The sequence below is a fragment of the Bradyrhizobium sp. AUGA SZCCT0105 genome (genome assembly GCF_018129565.1).
In the GTDB taxonomy this organism is placed as follows: domain Bacteria; phylum Pseudomonadota; class Alphaproteobacteria; order Rhizobiales; family Xanthobacteraceae; genus Bradyrhizobium.
The window spans coordinates 32053-49390 of sequence record NZ_JAFCMK010000010.1; the positions used below are offsets into that span (position 1 = coordinate 32053).

At 65.0% G+C, this 17338-nt stretch carries 19 protein-coding genes; 14 read left to right on the forward strand and 5 right to left on the reverse strand.

The features are described from left to right. Positions 1-31: 31 nt before the first annotated feature. Positions 32-382, reverse strand: coding sequence for a hypothetical protein (locus JQ573_RS33655; RefSeq protein WP_092126409.1), 351 nt, complete (start codon positions 380-382; stop codon positions 32-34). Positions 383-474: 92 nt separating this feature from the next. Between JQ573_RS33655 and JQ573_RS33660 the strand changes: the two genes are divergently transcribed. The 3 genes from JQ573_RS33660 to JQ573_RS33670 all read left to right on the forward strand — a co-directional run bounded on the left by JQ573_RS33660 (position 475) and on the right by JQ573_RS33670 (position 2229). Continuing rightward, a complete protein-coding gene (locus JQ573_RS33660) occupies positions 475-1011 on the forward strand; it encodes a TetR/AcrR family transcriptional regulator (protein ID WP_212312825.1) in 537 nt (178 codons plus the stop codon). A gap of 106 nt (positions 1012-1117) precedes the next feature. Continuing rightward, the gene (locus tag JQ573_RS33665; RefSeq protein WP_029080935.1) at positions 1118-1315 is read left to right on the forward strand and encodes a Trm112 family protein; all 198 of its coding nucleotides are present in this window, start codon (positions 1118-1120) and stop codon (positions 1313-1315) included. Continuing rightward, entirely contained in the window at positions 1315-2229 is a 915-nt protein-coding gene (locus JQ573_RS33670) for an alpha/beta hydrolase (RefSeq protein ID WP_212312823.1), read from the forward strand. Before JQ573_RS33665 ends, JQ573_RS33670 begins: the two co-directional genes overlap by 1 nt. A 117-nt stretch (positions 2230-2346) precedes the next feature. On the opposite strand, the gene JQ573_RS33675 is transcribed toward JQ573_RS33670, so the two are convergent. Continuing rightward, positions 2347-3567 carry a ubiquinone biosynthesis hydroxylase gene (locus JQ573_RS33675; RefSeq protein ID WP_212312815.1) on the reverse strand — a complete coding sequence of 407 codons (1221 nt, stop codon included), beginning with the start codon at positions 3565-3567 and terminating at the stop codon, positions 2347-2349. Positions 3568-3835: 268 nt separating this feature from the next. Between JQ573_RS33675 and tesB the strand changes: the two genes are divergently transcribed. Beyond that, the gene (gene tesB / locus JQ573_RS33680) at positions 3836-4699 is read left to right on the forward strand and encodes an acyl-CoA thioesterase II (RefSeq protein ID WP_212312813.1); all 864 of its coding nucleotides are present in this window, start codon (positions 3836-3838) and stop codon (positions 4697-4699) included. A 5-nt stretch (positions 4700-4704) separates the two neighbouring features. On the opposite strand, the gene JQ573_RS33685 is transcribed toward tesB, so the two are convergent. After that, positions 4705-5595 (reverse strand): DUF4339 domain-containing protein, encoded by an 891-nt coding sequence (locus JQ573_RS33685; protein ID WP_212312811.1) that lies wholly within the window; start codon positions 5593-5595, stop codon positions 4705-4707. Between the two features lie 305 nt (positions 5596-5900). Here JQ573_RS33685 and JQ573_RS33690 point away from each other — a divergent pair, with 305 nt between their 5' ends. The 8 genes from JQ573_RS33690 to JQ573_RS33725 all read left to right on the forward strand — a co-directional run bounded on the left by JQ573_RS33690 (position 5901) and on the right by JQ573_RS33725 (position 11854). After that, on the forward strand, positions 5901-6239 hold the full coding sequence (locus JQ573_RS33690; RefSeq protein WP_092121117.1) for a P-II family nitrogen regulator: 339 nt from the start codon (positions 5901-5903) through the stop codon (positions 6237-6239). 79 nt (positions 6240-6318) lie between these two features. After that, positions 6319-7635 carry an ammonium transporter gene (locus JQ573_RS33695; RefSeq protein ID WP_212312809.1) on the forward strand — a complete coding sequence of 439 codons (1317 nt, stop codon included), beginning with the start codon at positions 6319-6321 and terminating at the stop codon, positions 7633-7635. A gap of 149 nt (positions 7636-7784) precedes the next feature. Beyond that, on the forward strand, positions 7785-8099 hold the full coding sequence (locus JQ573_RS33700) for a helix-turn-helix transcriptional regulator (protein WP_212312807.1): 315 nt from the start codon (positions 7785-7787) through the stop codon (positions 8097-8099). After that, the gene (locus JQ573_RS33705; RefSeq protein ID WP_212312805.1) at positions 8096-8449 is read left to right on the forward strand and encodes an SRPBCC domain-containing protein; all 354 of its coding nucleotides are present in this window, start codon (positions 8096-8098) and stop codon (positions 8447-8449) included. The genes JQ573_RS33700 and JQ573_RS33705 overlap by 4 nt, the downstream gene beginning before the upstream one ends. 56 nt (positions 8450-8505) lie before the next feature. Then, the gene (locus JQ573_RS33710) at positions 8506-9108 is read left to right on the forward strand and encodes an ATP-dependent Clp protease proteolytic subunit (RefSeq protein WP_092121107.1); all 603 of its coding nucleotides are present in this window, start codon (positions 8506-8508) and stop codon (positions 9106-9108) included. A gap of 316 nt (positions 9109-9424) precedes the next feature. Further along, positions 9425-9763: a P-II family nitrogen regulator gene (locus tag JQ573_RS33715; RefSeq protein ID WP_044539269.1), complete on the forward strand. Its 339-nt coding sequence runs from the start codon at positions 9425-9427 to the stop codon at positions 9761-9763. A 39-nt stretch (positions 9764-9802) separates the two neighbouring features. Further along, on the forward strand, positions 9803-11251 hold the full coding sequence (locus tag JQ573_RS33720; RefSeq protein ID WP_176534502.1) for an ammonium transporter: 1449 nt from the start codon (positions 9803-9805) through the stop codon (positions 11249-11251). Positions 11252-11449: 198 nt separating this feature from the next. Continuing rightward, positions 11450-11854: a GFA family protein gene (locus JQ573_RS33725; RefSeq protein WP_207834147.1), complete on the forward strand. Its 405-nt coding sequence runs from the start codon at positions 11450-11452 to the stop codon at positions 11852-11854. Between the two features lie 109 nt (positions 11855-11963). Here JQ573_RS33725 and JQ573_RS33730 read toward each other — a convergent pair whose 3' ends face one another. Continuing rightward, entirely contained in the window at positions 11964-12737 is a 774-nt protein-coding gene (locus JQ573_RS33730; RefSeq protein ID WP_212312803.1) for a GGDEF domain-containing protein, read from the reverse strand. Positions 12738-12870: 133 nt separating this feature from the next. Then, positions 12871-13344, reverse strand: coding sequence for an NUDIX domain-containing protein (locus JQ573_RS33735; RefSeq protein WP_212312801.1), 474 nt, complete (start codon positions 13342-13344; stop codon positions 12871-12873). A 192-nt stretch (positions 13345-13536) separates the two neighbouring features. Here JQ573_RS33735 and JQ573_RS33740 point away from each other — a divergent pair, with 192 nt between their 5' ends. After that, entirely contained in the window at positions 13537-14763 is a 1227-nt protein-coding gene (locus JQ573_RS33740) for an aminotransferase class I/II-fold pyridoxal phosphate-dependent enzyme (RefSeq protein ID WP_212312799.1), read from the forward strand. Between the two features lie 16 nt (positions 14764-14779). Next, a complete protein-coding gene (locus JQ573_RS33745; RefSeq protein WP_212312797.1) occupies positions 14780-17260 on the forward strand; it encodes a DNA translocase FtsK in 2481 nt (826 codons plus the stop codon). Positions 17261-17338 lie beyond the last annotated feature (78 nt).

Consider the following 17338-nt stretch of genomic DNA (forward strand, 5'->3'; position numbering starts at 1 on the left):
GCTGGCGCGATCATCGTCATGATCGCACTCGCTAGTAACCGGCCGCGGCGAGCGCCACGACGGCGCTCATCGCCATCCAGCCGAAATGCCGGCCGCGAGTCGCAACTGCATTGGCGAGCGCGGCGCTGCCGAACACGATGGCGAGCGTTGCCACGATCCAGTGCCGCGCGGCATCGGAGGCCATCGCCGGCGCGGCGACCAGCAGCACGCCGCCGCCGATCCAGGCGACCGTGCCGGCCTGATAGACCAAACGAAGCAAAAGACGCAGCCGCGGGGGTTCGACGGTGGCGCGTGCGAACACTTTGGTCTCGCCGAGAACGCCATGGATCAGGCTGACCAGGATGGCGATGAGTCCGGCGCCTTGCAGCAGAAGATCACGCATCATGACGCCTCCATACAGTTATGTATGGATAGGACACCGCCGGCTGGCGCCTGTCAATACACTTGTGTATGGTCGGGCGCGGACGGGGAACCATGACGGAACAGCTCTCGGTCAAGGACTGGCTCGATCAGGGCCTGAAGACGCTGGCGAAGCACGGCTTCACGGCGCTCAAGGCCGAGCCGATAGCCAAGGCGATGGGGGTCTCGCGCGGCAGCTTCTACTGGCATTTCGCCGACGTCGGCGCCTACCGCACCGCGATCCTCAATCATTGGCGCGAGGTTGCCGCCGAGCAGGTGATCGCCGAGCTCGAGACCATTCCGGAAGGCGGCGACGCGCTCGCGCTGTTGCTGCGCCGCGCCTTCTCGGCGCGGCTGGCACTGGAACGCGCGGTGCGCAGCTGGGCCACCGCCGATGCCGCGGCGCGCGCCGCCGTGCTCGAGGTCGACCAGCGCCGCATCGGCTATATCGAGACCCTGCTCCGGCATGCCGGATTCCTCGACGGCGTGGCGCGCGGCCGGGCGCAGATCTTCTATTGGGCGTTCATCGGCTACGCGCTGTCCGAGCAGACGCTGCCGAAGCCGCGTCAGCAGGCCGCAATCGACGAGCTGTTACGGATGACCAAGCGCTGACAGCTGACACGGGAATGTGCTACACGACGGCCAGTTTGTTCTGACGCGTTTTCTTCACGCGAACCGCTGCCCACTTCGCTCGAGAACGCTCCAGTCGGAGACATCAATGAATTCGACGACCGACCACCTCGATAGCACCGCCGACCCAAAACTGCTCGAAATCCTGGTATGCCCGATCACCAAGGGACCGCTGGAATTCGACGCCGCGCGGCAGGAGCTGATCTCGCGCTCCGCAAAGCTCGCCTATCCGATCCGCGACGGCATCCCGATCATGTTGCCGGAAGAGGCGCGCAAGATCGATTGATGCGCGCCCTCGTCACATGGCTGCTGCTGCTCGTCTCGTTGGCGAGCGCGACAGCCGACGAGAGCAGGCTGCGCATCGGCGCCATTGACGCGGTGCTGACCGTGCCGCCCGACATCGCAAAACCGCCGGTGGCGCTGCTGATCGCCGGCTCCGGCTCGACCGATCATGACGGCAACGGGCCGCAGCTCAAGCCGGCGACATTGAAGAAGCTCTCCGAGCAGCTGGTCGCGCGCGGCATCGCGACGCTACGCTACGACAAGCGCGGCGCCGGCGAATGGAAGAAGGAGTTCGGCCGTCCGGAGGACTTTCGCTTCAAGGACTATGTCGGCGATGCGGCGGCACTGATCGAGTATCTGCGCGGCAGCGGCAAGTTCGCCCATGTTGCGGTGGTCGGGCACAGCGAGGGCGGCCTGGTCGCGATCCTCGCCGCACAGCGCGTGCCGGTCGACCGGCTGGTGCTGCTGGCAACGGCGGCGCGCAAGCAGGGCAACCTGTTGAAAGCGCAGCTCGAAAAGCAGCTGCCGCCGGACAAATTCGAGCCGATCGGAAAGGCCATCGACGACATCATGGCTGGGCAGATCGTCAACCCGCCGCCGGAGGGGCTGGCGATCGCACCTGCGATGCAGCCCGCCATCGCATCCGCCTTCACCGAGGATCCGATCGATCCGATGAAGAAGATCACCGGGCCTGTCCTGATCGTCGCGGGCGGCCGCGACCATCAGCTGGCGCGGCTCGACTTCCTCGCACTCACCACCGCCGACTTCGCGGCCAAATCATTGTGGCTGCCGGACATGAATCACCTGCTGGTCGATGTCACCGACGCGGCGGACGACATGGCAAGCTACAACGAGCCGGAGCGGCCACTCGATCCCGACCTGATCGATGCGGTGGCTGGCTTCATTTCACAGAAATAGTGGATGCGAAGGCCGGAGCCCGGATGGAGCGCAGCGCAATCCGGGGCCGATCCATCCGTGGAGGGACTGCTCCCGGATTTTGCTTCGCTGCATCCGGGCTACGGCACGGCGCAAGTCTTACAGCGCCTCGCCCTTCAGCAGCCGCGGCACTTCGCCCGACAATCCCGCCGCCTGGCGGATGAACATGCTCTTCAGCGGCGGCGCGCGATCGACGAGGCCCAATCCGATGTCGCGCACCGTGCGCAGCAGCGTCGATTCGTTGGAGAACAGGAAGTTCAGCGAGTTGGTCGCAACCCCCATCGCCATCGTGTCGAAGCGCCGCCAGCGCTGATAGCGCTCGAGCACGTCGGCCTGTCCGAGATCCATGCCGAGCCGCGCCGCATCGACGACCACCTCGGCCAATGCGGCGACATCCTTCAGGCCCATGTTGAGCCCTTGTCCTGCGATCGGATGGATCACATGCGCGGCGTCGCCGATCAGCGCCAGCCGTTCGGCAATGAACGAGCGTGCGACGAAATAGCCGAGCGGGAATGCGCGCGGCTTGTCGAGCGCCTTGATCTCGCCGAGGTGCAAACCAAAACGCTGCTCGAGCTCGGCGTGGAATTCCTCCTCGCTCAACGCCGTGATCCGCGCAGCATCCTTGCGCGTCTCGGTCCACACCAGCGACGAGCGATTGCCGGTCAACGGCAGGATCGCGAACGGACCGGCAGGCAGGAAATGCTCCTCGGCGCGGCCGTGATGCTCGCGCTCATGCCCGACGGTGACCACGATGCCGGATTGGTCATAATCCCAGCCGTGGGTCGCGATCCCGGCGCGCTCGCGCAGCTTGGATCGCGCGCCGTCGGCGGCAACCAGCAGGCTCGCATCGATCTCGGTGCCGTCGGCCAACCGGACGCTGATGCCGTCGGGCCGCGAGTCGAAGCTCGACACTGCGGTGGCGCGCAGCTCGACGCCCTCGGCCTCGGCGCGGGTCGCCAGCGCATCGATCAAATAGCGGTTCTCGACCATATGGGCGAACGGCTCGCCGGGCTCGACATTGCCGGCGAAGGTCAGGAACACTGGACGCGTCGCGTCCTCCAGCTTGGAATCGGTCACGACCATGTCCGTGATCGGCTGCGCCGTCGGCGCCACCTGCCCCCAGACGCCGAGGGTCTCGAACAGCCGTCGGCAGGCCGCCACGATCGCGGTCGCGCGGGGATCGCGGCTAGGGCGCTGGCTCAGCGCCGGATCGGCCACGATGACCGGAATGTCCGGCCCCAGCCCCTGGCGCAACGCCACGGCCAGCGCCAGACCCGCAAAAGCGCCCCCGCAGATGACAATACTTCGCTGTGCCGGCATGCCGTTCCTTTACGCGCCCTGCGCTCTCAGACTGTGCTTGCTACCTGATAATAGCTGGGCGAAACAGGGGACAGAAACAAGAGCGGCTATTCAGCCCCACCCGTCATTCCGGGGCGCGCAACGCGCGAACCCGGAATCCATCAGGCCGCATCTTCCGTGGACGAATGGATTCCGGGCTCTCGCGGAGCCTGTCATCGGGCGCGCATCCGCGCGACCCGTTGGCGAGCCCCGGAATGACGGCATCCAACCCTTCCAGGACGCACCCCTCATGTCCAAGAGCCTGATCGACCTGTTGTCCATCCTCGATCTCGAGCAGCTCGAGGTGAATTTGTTCCGCGGCAACAGCCCGAAGACGAGCTGGCAGCGCGTGTTCGGCGGCCAGGTGATCGGCCAGGCCATGGTCGCGGCCTGCCGCACCGTCGAGGGCCGGCTGCCGCACTCGATCCATTGCTATTTCATCCTGCCGGGCGATCCGCAGATCCCGATCATCTACCAGGTCGAGCGGCTGCGCGACGGCAAGAGCTACACCACCCGCCGCGTCACTGCGATCCAGCACGGCAACGCGATCTTCTCCATCATGGTCTCGTTCCACGCCGAGGAAGAGAGCAACTTCAATCATCAGGAGAAGATGCCCGACGTGCCGCCGCCGGAGAAGCTCACCGCGGAGGAAGTGTCGAAGCAGCCGATGTTCAAGGAAATGCCGGAGTTCATCCGCCGCTACTATGAGAGCGACCGGCCGATCGAGCTGCGCCCGGTCGAGCTCGGCCGCTATTTCGGCCAGCAGATCGAGGACGGCCGCATCCATGTCTGGATCCGCACCGCGGCGAAATTGCCCGACGATCCGGCGCTGCATCTGTGCGCACTCGCCTATGCGTCGGATTTCTCGCTGCTCGACGCGGTCATGGCGCGCTACGGCCGCACGCTGTTCGACCGGCGCATGATGCCGGCGAGCCTCGATCACGCGATGTGGTTTCACCGCCCGTTCCGCGCCGACGAATGGCTGCTCTACGCGCAGGATTCGCCGAGCGCGCAGTCTGGCCGCGGTCTGACCCGCGGCCAGATCTTCAAGCCCGACGGCACGCTGGTGGCATCCGTCGCGCAAGAAGGTTCGGTGCGCGAACGCAAGGCGTAATCGCTTTAGCCGTTGGCGTAAGCGCCGCGCTCGGTCAGCGCGAATTGCGAGACGATCCAGTTGGCGTACCAGCGCAGCACCCACGGAATCGGGATCAGGAAGGCGCAGCCGATCGAGAACACGATGGTTCGCCACAGCACCTCGAGCCCGGATGCGTTGAAGGTGACCTCGCGGCGTGTGCCCTCGACGTTACGGCAGATCCAGCGCAGCCATGCGGTCAGCACCCAGGCCCAGCCGACGATGGTGATGGCCGAGATCACCATCAGCAAATACCAGCCGATATAGACGAGCGGGCTGCCCGTGAACGAGATCGGCAGATCCTGGCCGCTCGAGCTGAGGCGGCCGAAGATCCAGCGCACGATCATCCAGCTCAGGAAAGCCTGCAACAGCAACGAGAGCAGCGTGACGATGTTGCTGTTGGCCGCTCCGGCATAGGTCAGAAGACCGAGCACGATGAAGACGTACCAGATGTCGAGCGGCTGCCCGGTGAAGCCGAGATGCGGCCGGCCCGGCACGCGGATATAGGGAATCGCGAAGCGATACAGGCCGGTCGCGGTCCACGGCGCGGGGATGACGAAAATCTGGCCGATGAACATCAGCAAGCTGCGCCCGAACAGGCCCCAGATCGGGAAGTCGGCCGACAGCGCGCCGCCACTATAGCTTGCCGATGCGGCCACCGGCGGCGGTCCGCCGGCCTGCGGAAACGCCGGCGGCGCACCGGCGCTCGGAACAAGGCCAGGAATCTCCCCGGCCTTCTGCCAGCCGGTCATACCCTCGGTCCACACCAGGGTATCGGCGCCCACCATGCCACGGGTGATCAGGTCGCGGAGCTGAGCTTCAGGCAGGGGGCCCTTTTGCTGGCCTTCAGATGCATAAAACCAGTTTCGATTCGACATTTTATTGTTCCTCGGGGCGCGGGCGCACGCGCTGTGGCGAGAATGAGCCAGCGGGAGCGCTGGCCGGGGCGGGAAAGCCATATTCTGGCCGACGGTTGTCGTCCCGTACAGTGACGGAGTTCACGCGCTGCGCACGTTTTCCCCTTCAACCTGCAACTTTTTTATGCCATTTGCCCAGAAAGCTGCCAGATTTGGCGGACGGCAAATTGCCGCTCCGGTGGCGGGACGTGCAGGTTCGGAGTTGGCAAGTGCCGCTCCGGGGATGGGCGCACACGGAAAACCTCAAGGAAATGAAGGCCTGAACCATGAAACTCGTCGTCGCGATCATCAAACCGTTCAAGCTCGATGAGGTACGCCAGGCCCTGACCGCGATCGGCGTTCACGGCATGACGGTGACCGAGGTGAAGGGCTATGGCCGCCAGAAGGGCCACACCGAGATCTATCGCGGCGCCGAATATGTCGTGAATTTCCTGCCCAAGCTCAGGATCGAAATCGCCGTCGACACGGCTCTCGCCGACAAGGCGGTCAGCGTCATCACCGAGCACGCCCGCACCGGCCAGATCGGCGACGGCAAGATCTTCGTGACGCCGATCGACCACGCCCTGCGCATCCGCACCGGCGAGACCGACAACGACGCGCTCTAAATTCGAGATCACCGCCGGCAACGACGCCGGTGCACGCCGAAATCCACACCAAGAAACGACGACACGCCGGGGAATGATGATGGGGGCACGAGCTCTTCGTGCAGCGATATCAGCTGCGCCGATCACTGCTGCAATCCTGCTCTCGTGGGGTACGCCGGCGTCAGCGCAAGATTCCAGCGCCTCCGGCATCAACGCCGCCGACACCGCCTGGATGATGGTGGCCACCGCGCTGGTGCTGATGATGACGATCCCGGGGCTCGCGCTGTTCTACTCCGGCATGGTGCGCAAGAAGAACGTGCTGGCGACGATGGCGCAGAGCCTCACGGCCGTTGCGATCATTTCGATCCTGTGGGTCATCTTCGGTTATTCGCTGACCTTCGTCGGCAACGGTCCATGGCTTGGCTCGCTCGACAGCTGGTTCCTGGCCGGCATCACGATGGACAGCGTCAATCCGGCGGCAAAGACCATCCCGGAAGCGCTGTTCATGCTGTACCAGATGACGTTTGCGATCATCACGGTGGCGCTGGTTGCCGGCTCGGTCGCCGACCGCATGCGGTTCTCCGCCTATGTGCTGTTCTCGATCGGCTGGTTCATCTTCGCCTATGTGCCGCTGGCGCATTGGGTGTGGGGCGGCGGCTTCCTCGCCTCGATGGGCGTGATGGACTTCGCCGGCGGCCTCGTCGTGCATCTGTCCGCCGGCATCAGCGGCCTGGTCGCGGCCAAGGTGATGGGCAACCGGCACGGCTATGGTAGCGAGAATTTGTCGCCGTTCGACCTGTCGCTCGCCGTGGTCGGCACCGGCCTGCTCTGGGTCGGCTGGTTCGGCTTCAACGGCGGCTCGGCGCTGGCGGCCAATTCGCGCGCGGTGATGGCGATCACCGCCACCCATCTTGCGGCCTGCGCCGGCGCGCTGACCTGGGGCGCGATCGAATGGGCAACGCGCCGCAAGCCGTCGGTGCTCGGCATGATCTCGGGCGCGGTCGCAGGGCTCGGCACCATCACCCCGGCATCCGGTTTCGTCGCGCCGTGGCACGGCATCGTCATCGGCATCATTGCCGGCCTGGTCTGCTTCTGGGCCTGTACCTGGCTGAAGCACCGCTTCCAGTACGACGACTCGCTCGACGTGTTCGGCGTGCACGGCATCGGCGGCCTGACCGGCACGCTGCTCGCAGGCGTTTTCGCCACCGCGGCGATCGGCGGCACCTCCGGCCTGCTTGAGGGCAATCCGGGGCAGCTCCTGATCCAGCTCTACGGCGTCGTGATCACGCTGGTCTGGTGCGGCGGCGTCACCTTCGTGCTGCTCAAGCTGGTCAGCGCCTTCGTCCCGTTGCGCGTCTCGATGCAGCAGGAGCTGGAGGGTCTCGACATCTCGCAGCACGGCGAAGCGCTGCAGTAACAGCCGAGCTCGTATCGCCAAGACGAGATGGGCCCTGAGAGGGCGAATTCGTAAAACAACCCCATGCAAGGTACCCGAGCGCCGCGACGTCACGCTGCACGGGACAGTTCAGGCTTGCACGACACATAAGTATATGCTTATGTGTTGGCATGGTCGACACCGATATCTTCAAGGCACTGGCTGATCCGACCCGCCGCAGGGTGTTTGAGAAGCTGGCCGGCGGCAGCCTGAACGCCAGCGCCTTGCGCGACGGACTTGAGATCAGCCAGCCGGCGATGTCGCAGCATCTGGCGGTGCTGCGCGCGGCCGGATTGGTGCGCGAGCAGCGGCAGGGCCGCTTCGTCAACTATGAAGTCGACCCGGACGGGATCGCCAGCATCGGGACCTGGCTCGCCCGCTACCGCGCCTATTGGCCGAAGCGCATCGAGGCGCTCACCGACCTCCTGAAGGACATGGATCAATGAGCGACACGGTTGAGCCTGACGCCGACGCAGCCTTGGTGATCGAATACGAGCTCGACGCACCGCCTGACAAAGTATGGCGCGCCGTCACCATTCCAGCCCTGCGTGAACGCTGGCTTCCGGATTGTGATCTCGCGGGCGCTGAACCCCTATCATCGATCACGGGCGAAGAGGTGCGTTACCGGCTCCGCGATTCCGAGCCGCCGTTTCGCGAGAGTCATGTCACCTTCCGGATCGAGCCGAACGAGGCCGGCGGCACCCGGTTTCGCATCATCCAGGAAGCCTGCGACCAGCGCGCAAACCGGCCGCAAGCGGCCAACAGCAACAGCCGCGTGCTGATGCGCGCGGCCTGATCGCAGACTTCATCATCCGCTGAAACTTCATCACCTGCTGAAATGGGAGGTCGCCGATGCGCGACATGATGCAACTCGTCCCGATGGTCGTCGAGCAGTCGTCCCGCGGCGAGCGCTCCTTCGACATCTATTCCAGGCTGCTGCGCGAACGCATCATCTTCCTCAACGGCGAGGTCAATGATGCGATGTCCGGACTGGTCTGCGCGCAGCTTCTGTTCCTCGAGGCTGACAACCCGAACAAGCCGATCAACCTCTACATCAACTCCTATGGCGGCGTGGTCACCAGCGGGCTTGCGATGTACGACACCATGCAGTTCATCAAGGCGCCGGTGCACACGCTGTGCATGGGCACCGCGCGGTCCATGGGGTCGTTCCTGCTGATGGCCGGCGAGCCCGGTCACCGCGCCGCGCTCCCGAATGCCAGCCTGCACGTGCACCAGCCGCTCGGCGGCTTCCAGGGCCAGGCCTCCGACATCCAGATCCATGCCGCCGAGATGCAGGCGACCAAGCGGCGCATCATCCGGCTTTATGCGCAGCACTGCCGGCGCACCGAGGCGGACGTGGAACGGACCCTGGACCGCGATCACTTCATGTCGGCGGAGCAGGCGCTCGAATGGGGATTGATCGACAGGGTTTTTGCAGCGCGCGACGCCGCCTAATGGTCTGGCATTGCTCTATCTAAATACCGATGCCTGCACCGCAGCTGAGCAGAATTGTGTCCAGACCCTGGCTTGCTCACGAATTAGGCCAATCTGATTATATTTTAGGCGCGACGGAATAGCGCAGCAGCAGCTTGCTCCCGCAATGCGGGAAAAGGTCCGGATTCATAATCCATTAGCGAACCCGAGCCGTTTGGCACGGCATTTGATTCTAAGGGTCCCGGCTGTGCCCGCGTAGTGGATGTCTTCCGCGTGGTGAACCTCAGTCGAAACTCCCGGTGTTCGTTCGCACCGGGCCCAAGCGGGGATAGGACTCATGAAAATTGTTATGGCGATCATTAAGCCATTCAAGCTGGAAGAGGTCCGTGACGCCCTGACCGCCATTGGCGTTCACGGTCTCACGGTGACGGAAGTCAAGGGGTACGGCCGCCAGAAGGGCCATACGGAAATCTATCGCGGCGCCGAATATGCGGTGAGCTTCCTGCCCAAGATCAAGATCGAGGTCGCAGTCGCCTCCGATCAGGTCGACAAGACCATCGACGCCATCACCGCCGCCGCCAAGACCGGACAGATCGGCGACGGCAAGATCTTCGTCATCAGCCTCGAGCACGCCGTGCGCATCCGCACCGGCGAGGCCGATGCCGCGGCCCTCTGATTTCGCGCTCAACCTTTAAGACCTCAGGAGTGAAATAACATGACGTTCAAGCGTCCCTATGGCGCGGGACTGGCGGCCCTCGCAGTCGGCCTCTTTGCCGCAACCGCCGCCTACGCCGAGCCAACCGTCAACAAGGGCGACAACGCCTGGATGCTGACATCGACGGTGCTGGTGCTGTTGATGACCATCCCGGGCCTCGCGCTGTTCTATGGCGGTCTCGTCCGCTCCAAGAACATGCTCTCGGTGCTGGCTCAGGTGTTCTACACCGTCTGCATCGTCACCGTGCTCTGGGCCCTCTACGGCTACAGCCTCGCCTTCACCGGCGGCTCCGACTTCATCGGCGGCTTCTCCAAGGCCTTCCTGATGGGCGTCACGCCGGACTCCAAGGCTGCGACCTTCTCGGTCGACGCCAACATCTCGGAACTCGTCTATATGTGCTTCCAGATGACCTTCGCGGCGATCACGCCGGCCCTCATCGTCGGCGCCTTTGCCGAGCGGATGAAGTTCGCGGCGATCGCGCTGTTCATCCCGATCTGGGTCACCGTGATCTACTTCCCGATCGCGCACATGGTCTGGTACTGGCCGGGCCCGGACGCGATCCAGGATGCCGCCAAGGCGCTTGCCGCCGCGGCTGACGGCGATGCCAAGACGAAGGCGCAGGCCGCCCTCGACGCGATCAACGCCGATGCCGGCTGGATCTTCAAGAAGGGTGCGATCGACTTCGCCGGCGGTACCGTCGTGCACATCAACGCGGGCATCGCCGGCCTGGTCGGCGCGCTCCTGATCGGCAAGCGCACCGGCTACGGCAAGGAGCTGATGGCTCCGCACTCGCTGACCATGACCATGATCGGCGCCTCGCTGCTCTGGGTCGGCTGGTTCGGCTTCAACGCTGGTTCGAACCTCGAAGCCAATGGCGGCGCTGCGCTCGCCATGACCAACTCCTTCGTGGCCACGGCCGCGGCGGCGTTGGCCTGGATGTTCGCGGAATGGATCATCAAGGGCCATCCCTCGCTGCTCGGCGCGCTCTCGGGCGCGGTCGCGGGTCTCGTCGCGGTGACGCCTGCGGCCGGTTATGCCGGTCCGATGGGTGCCATCGTGCTCGGCCTCGTGGTTGGCGTGGTCTGCCTGTTCTTCTGCACGGTCGTGAAGAACGCGCTCGGCTATGACGACTCGCTCGATGTGTTCGGCGTCCACTGCGTCGGCGGCATCATCGGCGCGCTCGGCACCGGCATCCTGGTCAACCCGGCGCTCGGCGGTGCCGGCATTATCGACTACACCGCGATCCCGCCCAAGGTTGCCGATTACGACTTCGTGGCGCAGATGACCTCGCAGGTCTGGGGCGTCTGCACCACGCTGGTGTGGTCGGGCGTCGGCTCTGCGATCCTCTACAAGATCGTGGACGTGATCGTCGGCCTGCGTGCCAACGTCGAGACCGAGCGTGAAGGCCTCGACATCACCGAGCACACGGAGCGCGCCTACAACATGTGAGTTCTCCCGGGGCGCGACCTCCCCAAGCGGTCGTTCCCAGAACTACGGTCCGGGCACATACCCGGCAATGTCCGGACCGTTGAGGGGCTCCAGCGCAAGTTGGAGCCCCTTTCTTTTTTCTCCGGCTTGAGAAAATATTGTCGGAATTGCCTGCTATTGTGGAATAACAGGCTACATACAAGAAAACGGGAGGACGTCATGAAGGTGCAAGGCAGGTGCTATTGCGGCAACGTGCGCTATGAGGCCGAAGGCGAACCGATGATGGCGGCGCAATGCCTGTGCCGCGAATGCCAATACATCACAGGCGGCGGACCGAACATGTTCATGGCGATGCCGACCACCGGCTTCAAATACACCGCCAGCCAACCCAAGCAGTTCACCCGGAAGGACCTCGAGCGCGCCGTGACGCGCGAATTCTGCCCGGAATGCGGCACCCATCTGGTGACCAAGGTGCCCGGCCTGCCCGCCACCATCCTGAAGGTCGGCACGTTCGACGATCCCAGCGTGTTCACCCCGCAGATGACGATCTACACCTGCGACAAGCAGACCTTCCACCATGTCCCCGACGGCAAGCCGTCGTTCGAGAAGCTGCCGGCGCGGTAGTCGTCACATCGAGTACGTAGCCCGGATGGAGCGCAGCGCAATCCGGGAACAGCGTCTACGCGGCGAGACTGCCCCCGGATTTCGCTTCGCTTCATCCGGGCTACGCAGCTCACGCCGCGTCGCGCGCGTGCTCGACGCGGTCGCGGCCGTGGCGCTTGGCGGCGTAGAGCGCCTGGTCGGCGGTTCGCATCAGGCCGCTGAGGTCGAAGCCGCTTTCCTTCAAGGTGAAGCCGATACTGATCGTCACCGGCAGAAGGGTCACGCCGTCGAGGATCGTTCGCGCCGCGCAATCGCGGCGGATTTCCTCGGCGCCGTGCGCCGTCTGCTCGTGGCTCAGGCCGGTCACCACGGCTGCGAATTCCTCGCCGCCGTAACGGGCGACCAGCGCACCGTGCCGGATCGCGAACTGGCGCAGCACGTCGGCGATCTCGACCAGCACCTTGTCGCCGATCTCATGTCCGTAGCGGTCGTTGATCGACTTGAAATGATCGATGTCGCACATCAGCACTGCAACCGACGCGCCATCGGCCTGCGCGCGTTCAAGCGCCGCGGCGGCATCAGCGTCGAAGCCGCGCCGGTTCAACAGGCCGGTCAGCTGGTCGGTCTGCGAGATCTGGGCCAGCTCGCGGCGGGTACACGCGAGCTCCAGCATCAACATGCCGGCGCGATAGGACATCGCGCCGCTGAGCGCGATTGAGATAAAGACGCCGGCGGTGAGCCCGAACAGCTGCATCTGGCCGACCGTGATCGGCGCGGCCAGATCGCGGCCGAACACCAGCATGCCGATGGTGAAGGACATCACCGCGGTCATGCCGGCAGCAATCACCATCACCTTGCCGGTGCGGCGCAGAACATCGCCGTGTGTCTCGATCCTGATGGCCATGTCCGTCTGCACGTCCTCGCAATACGCGGGTTCATTCGGTCGTGCTGTGTTGCGAATTGCTGAAGGAACTCGTGACGTGCGCGCTGGCCTTAATAGCGGGTAAAGCGGATCACTCGAATGCACGGCAATGCTGTCAGTCGATCAGGACTTCCTCGTCCGGCAGCTCGCCTGGCGCGCCGTCGCGCAAATAGCTTTCGAGGATGCCGGCCAGCGACAGCGGCGTGAGGCGCTCCTCCGCGCGGGATAGATCGGCGATCGGCCACCAGCGAAAGCAATCGAGCACCGTCGCCTCGATCTTGTCGGCCATCACAGGGTCGAATCGATCCGTGTGAACGATCCGGTACTCTTCCTTCTGGGAGATCCGCCGGCCGCCCCAGTTGAAGGTGTGATGACGCCGCCAGACGGCGGGACCAGGCTCGAAACCGACCAGCCCCAATTCCTCGGCCAATTCCCGCTGCAACGCCGCTTCCGGCGTCTCGTGGTCCTCGACGCCGCCGCCGGGCGCGATCCAGAAACAGTTGCCACCGTGCGGCGGGCGAATCCGCATCAGCAGGACTTCGCGCTCGCCTGCGATGATGAGCGCCCTGACGGCGCGGCGATGGATCATGTCTCGGTGCAATTTTGATGCGGCTTTTCAATGCGTTTTCTGAGGGGGGTGCTGATATCACGCGCCGGCCAAACGTGCCGCGCCGCCGATGGTTAATCGCGTCTTAACCTCGCCCTATCTATGGTGATTTGATCGGTTTACGGTCGGCTCCCCCTCACCTCCGACCGCAGTGAAAGTGCTGGCTTTTCAACCATGGCAATGACCGCCTCATCCGGCGTGGCGCAGGGCGCCGCCGATGCCACATCCGCCGGCCAGGCCGAGCGCTCCCCATTCGTGCGAACCACCGAATTGCTGGCGCCGTACCAGCCGGCTAAGCCCTTGATTACACTGTCGGTCGGCGAGCCGCAGCATCCCGTGCCCGACTTCGTCGGGCCGGTGCTGGCGAAGCACACCGCCGAGTTCGGCCGCTACCCGATGGCCAAGGGCATCGAGCCGTTCCGCCGCGCGGTCGCGACCTGGCTGGGAAGCCGGTTCCAATTGCCGCGTCCGGTCGATCCGGAGAGCGAAGTGTTGGTGCTGAACGGCAGCCGCGAGGGGCTGTTCTTTGCGGCGATCACAGCCGCGCGCCACGTTGCCCCGCGCAAGGGCCGGCCGGCGATCCTGATGCCGAATCCGTTTTATCCGGCCTATGGCGCCGGCGCGCGCGCGGCCGGCTGCGAGCAGATCCATCTGCCGACCACGCTCGCCAACGGTTTCCTGCCCGACCTTGATACGATCGACGAGGCGACATGGGCCCGCACCGTCGCGTTCTTCATCGCCTCGCCGGCGAACCCGCAAGGGTCGGTCGCCTCGCGCGCCTATTTCGCGCGGCTGAAAGAACTCGCCGACCGGTTCGGCTTCATGATCCTGTCTGACGAGTGCTACTCGGAGATCTATACCCGCGAGGCTCCGGGCAGCATGCTGGAATGCGCCGGTCCCGATTTCCGCAATGTCGTTGCGTTCCAGTCGCTGTCGAAGCGCTCGAACCTGCCGGGCATGCGGGTCGGCTTCGCCGCCGGCGACCGGAAGTTTCTCGCCGCGTTCCTTGAGCTGCGCAATGTCGCCGCGCCGCAGGTGCCGGTGCCGCTGCAACATGTCGCGGTCGCCGCCTATGGCGACGAGGCGCATGTCGAGGAGAATCGCAGGCTCTATCGCATCAAGTTCGATTTCGCCGACCAGATCCTCGGCAACCGCTACGGCTACAAGCGTCCCGCCGGCGGCTTCTGCGTCTGGCTCGACGTCTCCGATCGCGGCAGCGACGAGGCGGTGACCGTCAGACTCTATCGCGACGCCGGCGTTCGCGTGATTCCGGGCAGCTACCTGGCGCGTGAGCAGAACGACGGTTCCAATCCGGGCGAGGGCTATATCCGCCTTGCGCTGGTCTCCGACAGTGAATCGACGGCCGAGGCGATGCATCGCCTGGTCGAAACCCTGGGTTAATCGCGAAGCGCGAAGATTGAGTATGCCAGCGATCGAACGTGTCATCCCCCTGGTCGGCCATCTGCCGCTCTCGCTGCGCGAGGCGCTGGCGCGACGGCTGCGCGAACTCACCGGGCTCGGCCTGATCGCGCTGTCGGGCGCCATCACCGCCGCGCTGATGACCTGGTCGGTGCAGGATCCGTCGCTCAGCCACGCCACCTCGCGCGCGATCCGCAACGTGCTCGGCTATCCCGGCGCGATCGGCGCCGACCTCTTGATGCAGATTCTCGGCCTCGGCGCCATCATGCTGTTGCTGCCGGTCGCAGTCTGGGGCTGGCGGATGCTGACGCATCGTCCGTTCGACCGCGAGGCATTGCGGCTCGGCTGCTGGATCCTGTGCACGGTGATCGCGGCGGGTTTTGCCAGCTGCTGGCCGCACAATACGTCATGGCCGCTGCCGACCGGGCTCGGCGGCGTGGTCGGCGACGCGCTGCTGCGTGCGCCGGCTGTCGTGTTCGGGCCGCCCGGCTTCCTCTATCGCGTCGTGCTCGGCCTGATCCTGTTTGTCGCGATGGCAGCTAGCTTCCTGTTCGCCTGCGGCTGGGGCGCCAAGGAAGAGGACGAGGAGTTGACGCCGATCGCTGACGACGACGAGCCGTTCGTCGAGGATGAAGACAACGACCGCAGCTCGGTCTCGCTGGGCTGGCTGTTCCATGCGCTGATGAGCGCGAAAGCACGGCTCGGCTGGCTGTTCACCACCGCCTACAAATCGCTGGTGTCGAGCGGATCGCAGGGCCGCAGCAGTGCGGCGTTCGAGCGCCAGGAGCCCAATATCGGCGGCGGCCGCGCGGCGCCCTCGATCGCGCCCGCGGCTGACGACCACGACGAAGACGAAGCCGAGGCTTTCGACGACGAGGAAGAAGAGGATAACGAGGAGGAAGCTCCCGCCGCCCGCGCCCCGCGCAAGAAGGCCGAGCCGAAGCCGAAGAAGAAGAACTCCGACAAGTTCGAGCTGCCGTCGGTCTCGGTCCTCAGTGCGCCGAAGGCGAGCGATCGCCAGCCGCTGAGCAAGGCCGAGCTTGAAGCCAATTCGCGTTCGCTGGAAGGCGTGCTGCAGGACTTCGGCGTGCGTGGCGAGATCGTCAAGGCCAATCCGGGCCCGGTGGTCACGCTGTACGAGCTGGAGCCCGCGCCCGGCATCAAGTCGTCGCGCGTGATCGGATTGTCCGACGACATCGCCCGTTCGATGAGCGCGCTGTCGGCCCGCGTCGCCGTGGTCGCCGGCCGCAACGCGATCGGCATCGAGCTGCCGAACGCGCATCGCGAGAAGGTCTATCTGCGCGAACTCCTGGTCGCCAAGGAAAGCGTCGATTCGGTTGCGAAGCTGCCGCTGTGCCTCGGCAAGACGATCGGCGGCGATCCCGTCATCATCGACCTCGCGCGCACACCGCATATGCTGATCGCCGGCACCACCGGCTCCGGCAAATCGGTCGCGATCAACACCATGATCCTGAGCCTGGTCTACCGGCTGCGTCCGGATCAGTGCCGCCTGATCATGGTCGACCCGAAGATGCTCGAACTCTCCGTCTATGACGGCATCCCGCATCTCTTGACGCCCGTCGTCACCGACCCGAAGAAGGCCGTTGTCGCGCTGAAATGGGCCGTGCGCGAGATGGAGGAACGCTACAAGCGGATGGCCAAGCTCGGCGTGCGCAACATCGACGGCTACAATGCGCGCCTCGTCGAAGCCAAGGCCAAGGGCGAAGAGCTGACGCGCACCGTGCACACCGGTTTCGACAAGGAGAGCGGCAAGGCGATCTACGAGGAAGAGAAGCTCGACCTCGAGCCGCTTCCCTACATCGTTATCATCGTCGACGAAATGGCCGACCTGATGATGGTCGCCGGCAAGGACATCGAAGGCGCGGTGCAGCGCCTCGCGCAGATGGCGCGCGCCGCCGGCCTCCATGTGATCCTCGCCACGCAGCGTCCGTCGGTCGACGTCATCACCGGCACGATCAAGGCGAACTTCCCGACCCGCATCGCCTTCCAGGTGACGTCGAAGATCGACAGCCGCACCATTCTGGGCGAGATGGGCGCCGAGCAGCTGCTCGGCCAGGGCGACATGCTTTATATGGCAGGCGGCGGCCGCATCAGCCGCGTGCACGGCCCGTTCGCATCGGACGAGGAAGTCGAGAAGGTGGTGCGTCACCTCAAGACGCAGGGCCAGCCGGAGTATCTCGAAGCCGTCACCGCGGAAGAGCCGACCGACGAGGACGGCGCCGTGTTCGATGCCACCGGCATGGGTGGCGACGGCGGCGGCGATCTGTTCACGCAGGCGGTTGCGATCGTCAAGCGCGACCGCAAGGCGTCGACCTCCTACATCCAGCGCCGGCTGCAGATCGGCTACAACCGCGCCGCCTCGCTGATGGAGCGGATGGAACTTGAGGGCATCGTCGGCCCGGCGAATCACGCCGGAAAGCGCGAAATCCTGGTCGGGGAGGAAGAGGGCCAGTTCTGATCGGGGGCGATCATCACGGAAAAACCATATCTCCCTCGGAAGAGGCGGGATAAAATCCGGCGAAGCGGGACGAGCGTC

Bases quoted from the DNA above. Each gene is read 5' to 3' on its own strand.
- JQ573_RS33655 (WP_092126409.1), bottom strand. From the start codon at position 382: ATGCGTGATCTTCTGCTGCAAGGCGCCGGACTCATCGCCATCCTGGTC.
- JQ573_RS33660 (WP_212312825.1), top strand. From the start codon at position 475: ATGACGGAACAGCTCTCGGTCAAGGACTGGCTCGATCAGGGCCTGAAG.
- JQ573_RS33665 (WP_029080935.1), top strand. From the start codon at position 1,118: ATGAATTCGACGACCGACCACCTCGATAGCACCGCCGACCCAAAACTG.
- JQ573_RS33670 (WP_212312823.1), top strand. From the start codon at position 1,315: ATGCGCGCCCTCGTCACATGGCTGCTGCTGCTCGTCTCGTTGGCGAGC.
- JQ573_RS33675 (WP_212312815.1), bottom strand. From the start codon at position 3,567: ATGCCGGCACAGCGAAGTATTGTCATCTGCGGGGGCGCTTTTGCGGGT.
- tesB (WP_212312813.1), top strand. From the start codon at position 3,836: ATGTCCAAGAGCCTGATCGACCTGTTGTCCATCCTCGATCTCGAGCAG.
- JQ573_RS33685 (WP_212312811.1), bottom strand. From the start codon at position 5,595: ATGTCGAATCGAAACTGGTTTTATGCATCTGAAGGCCAGCAAAAGGGC.
- JQ573_RS33690 (WP_092121117.1), top strand. From the start codon at position 5,901: ATGAAACTCGTCGTCGCGATCATCAAACCGTTCAAGCTCGATGAGGTA.
- JQ573_RS33695 (WP_212312809.1), top strand. From the start codon at position 6,319: ATGGGGGCACGAGCTCTTCGTGCAGCGATATCAGCTGCGCCGATCACT.
- JQ573_RS33700 (WP_212312807.1), top strand. From the start codon at position 7,785: ATGGTCGACACCGATATCTTCAAGGCACTGGCTGATCCGACCCGCCGC.
- JQ573_RS33705 (WP_212312805.1), top strand. From the start codon at position 8,096: ATGAGCGACACGGTTGAGCCTGACGCCGACGCAGCCTTGGTGATCGAA.
- JQ573_RS33710 (WP_092121107.1), top strand. From the start codon at position 8,506: ATGCGCGACATGATGCAACTCGTCCCGATGGTCGTCGAGCAGTCGTCC.
- JQ573_RS33715 (WP_044539269.1), top strand. From the start codon at position 9,425: ATGAAAATTGTTATGGCGATCATTAAGCCATTCAAGCTGGAAGAGGTC.
- JQ573_RS33720 (WP_176534502.1), top strand. From the start codon at position 9,803: ATGACGTTCAAGCGTCCCTATGGCGCGGGACTGGCGGCCCTCGCAGTC.
- JQ573_RS33725 (WP_207834147.1), top strand. From the start codon at position 11,450: ATGAAGGTGCAAGGCAGGTGCTATTGCGGCAACGTGCGCTATGAGGCC.
- JQ573_RS33730 (WP_212312803.1), bottom strand. From the start codon at position 12,737: ATGGCCATCAGGATCGAGACACACGGCGATGTTCTGCGCCGCACCGGC.
- JQ573_RS33735 (WP_212312801.1), bottom strand. From the start codon at position 13,344: ATGATCCATCGCCGCGCCGTCAGGGCGCTCATCATCGCAGGCGAGCGC.
- JQ573_RS33740 (WP_212312799.1), top strand. From the start codon at position 13,537: ATGGCAATGACCGCCTCATCCGGCGTGGCGCAGGGCGCCGCCGATGCC.